Below are 2,178 nucleotides of genomic sequence, written 5' to 3'. Positions count from 1 at the left end.
GAACCATCTCACGCCCCATGCGGATCAGGGCGCGGGCGTCGGGGAGGTTCTCCATTCGCGAGATGGTCGGCTGCGAGCACAGCGCCGCGCCACTTTCCGGGGCGCGTTCCAGGGCGAGCTTGAAGCTCGGATCATGGCGCAGATCGGCGGCATCATTGGCATCCTCGTAGCCCGCCGCAATCATCAGGATCCGGAAGCGGATAATCTCCTCGAGGCTGTGCTGCACCTTGCCCGGATCACGCGGGTCGTCCACGCAAGAGGCCAGCCAACCTGCCAGACGTTCACGGCGCTCGATCTCTCGCAACAGCATCAGCCCGGCGTCGGAACTCATGTCGGCACCGTCAAATCCGAGCAGGACCTGCTTGCCATTGACCGGTGATGCACCTGGACGCATTGCTGGCCGATCAGCCGCTCACCGGCGGGCTGGAGCCGCGCCTGGGCGACGCCCATCTGCGCATTCTGACCATCGTGGGCTTCCCGACCGCAACAACGCCGGGCCTTCTGGACGAGATGAACCGGCTGGCCTTTCCCTATCGCTGGTCCACCCGCGCCATCCTCATGGACAAGACCGATGCGACCGGGCTGCTGACCCGCATCCGCCGCCAGTGGTTCGCCAAACGCAAGAGCATCGCCGCGATCCTCAAGGAAGTGATGACCAATGAGGCATCCGCGCTGGTGGATACTGACGCCGCCAACAAGGCGCTCGATGCCGACATGGCCTTGCAGGAACTCGGGGCGGACGTGGCGGGAATGGCGGTGGTCATGGCCCGCTCATTCATGCCGTCCCAATAGATCTTTGCGCCGATCAGCCAGGCCTGTGACGGCTGCTTTGGCAGATCGAAAATGCCCGTGGTGGCAATCGTGCAGTCCTTGCCCTGACCGATATCGGTCACTTCGACCGTGGCGGTGGCGACACCGAACAGCCCGCCGGAGAGGAGATAGACCTTTCCGCCGATGACACTGTCGCCGAGGAGGAGGACCTCGGTCGGCACGGTGATGATATTGCCCTGTGCAACAAAATTCTTCATGGGAGGGTCCTTTCGGGATGAGAGGGTAGGGATGATGCGGCTGGTCGAGCCCGCCGCGTCACGTCACGCTTGCAAGCGGTGCGAATTTTTCCTACCTTTGCGGCAGGAGGCATCCCATGTCCGCAAAGATCAGCATTTCGATTACCGACGAGCACGCTGCCCTTCTGGGCGAGGCGGTGCGCAGCGGCGATTACGCCTCGTCCAGCGAGGTTGTCAGAGAGGCGCTGCGCGAATGGCGCACACCCCGGTTGATCGGTCAGCTCTGGGACGAGGGGCGGGCGAGCGGGCCTGCCGCGCCCGGCACGACCATGGCCGATATCAAGGCCGAGGCCCGCCGCAGACACGGGATGTCCTGATCCTGAATGGCGACCGTCCGTTACACTGAAGCGGCCCGGGAAGACCTGATCGGAATCTGGAGGTATATTGCCGCTGACAGCCCGAAGGCTGCGGACGGGGTTCTTGATCGTCTGGATACCGCAGCCGCCATGCTGGTCGATCATCCGAAGATCGGCGCCGCCCGCGATGATATCCGCCCCGGTCTGCGTTATCTCGTCAGCGGCTCCTATCTGCTTCTCTATCGGCTGGTGTCCGATGCCGAGGTTGAAATTGTGCGCGTTGTGCATGGTCATCGCGACCTGTTCGGTCTGTTCTGATATCACACCGGTGCTGCGCCCGGGTTGCGGTAAAGGCCGCGCCAGTCGATGGCTTTCGCGGCAAAATCATGCCGCGCCTTGATCTCGAGCCCGTCGACCTCGAAGCCGGTGCGGGTCTCGGTGAAGACGCCTTCCTGCCCGTCCAGATAGGCATATTCCACGGTGTCGATCCGGGCCGGGTCTGCGGCGAGGAACCACGGATCCTGACCGCTGGCCGGGATCAGGCGGGGTTCTTCGATGACTTCCAGCCGTCCGGAGAAGGTGTTGACCTCGGCGGTGCTTCCGGGTGTGGTCGCCGTGACCTGCTTGCGGGCCTCGACCGTGCGCGGGCCGGGGGGCGTCAGGATCCAGCGCGGCAGGATCGAGATCAGCCGGTCCTCAAGGCCCTTCTGCTGGCCGAAGGCGCGGTAGGCCGCGGCCAGCGCCGACTCCGAAATGACCGATGCCGTGCCCTGATTGCCGTGATCGGCATGGAACAGGGTCTTGCCGTCAGCCAT

The 2,178-nt window shown here is 64.2% G+C and carries 3 protein-coding genes and 3 pseudogenes; 3 read left to right on the top strand and 3 right to left on the bottom strand.

Features of this window, described 5'->3' with window-relative positions:
• Positions 1 to 394, bottom strand: a 394-nt coding sequence (locus ACK5L9_RS11025) for a transposase (RefSeq protein WP_416911512.1), incomplete at its 3' end; no start/stop codon positions are given.
• Between ACK5L9_RS11025 and ACK5L9_RS11020 the strand changes: the two are divergent.
• Positions 379 to 768, top strand: a pseudogene (locus ACK5L9_RS11020) (conjugal transfer protein TrbE); the annotation flags it as partial. The gene ACK5L9_RS11025 and the pseudogene ACK5L9_RS11020 sit on opposite strands and share 16 nt — an antisense overlap.
• Here the strand turns inward: ACK5L9_RS11020 and ACK5L9_RS11015 are convergent.
• Positions 762 to 1,028, bottom strand: a pseudogene (locus tag ACK5L9_RS11015) (capsid cement protein); the annotation flags it as partial. The pseudogenes ACK5L9_RS11020 and ACK5L9_RS11015 overlap by 7 nt on opposite strands.
• 116 nt (positions 1,029 to 1,144) lie before the next feature.
• Between ACK5L9_RS11015 and ACK5L9_RS11010 the strand changes: the two are divergent.
• A complete protein-coding gene (locus tag ACK5L9_RS11010; RefSeq protein WP_416911511.1) occupies positions 1,145 to 1,384 on the top strand; it encodes a ribbon-helix-helix domain-containing protein in 240 nt (79 codons plus the stop codon).
• A 6-nt stretch (positions 1,385 to 1,390) separates the two neighbouring features.
• A complete protein-coding gene (locus tag ACK5L9_RS11005) occupies positions 1,391 to 1,681 on the top strand; it encodes a type II toxin-antitoxin system RelE/ParE family toxin (RefSeq protein ID WP_416911510.1) in 291 nt (96 codons plus the stop codon).
• 2 nt (positions 1,682 to 1,683) lie between these two features.
• On the opposite strand, the pseudogene ACK5L9_RS11000 reads toward ACK5L9_RS11005, so the two are convergent.
• Positions 1,684 to 2,178 (bottom strand): annotated as a pseudogene (locus ACK5L9_RS11000) (peptidase U35); the annotation flags it as partial.

The organism is Paracoccus sp. (in: a-proteobacteria) (assembly GCF_047973135.1).
In the GTDB taxonomy this organism is placed as follows: domain Bacteria; phylum Pseudomonadota; class Alphaproteobacteria; order Rhodobacterales; family Rhodobacteraceae; genus Paracoccus.
Note: the sequence above shows the minus strand (reverse complement) of the source record. Positions and strands in the feature narration are given on the sequence as shown.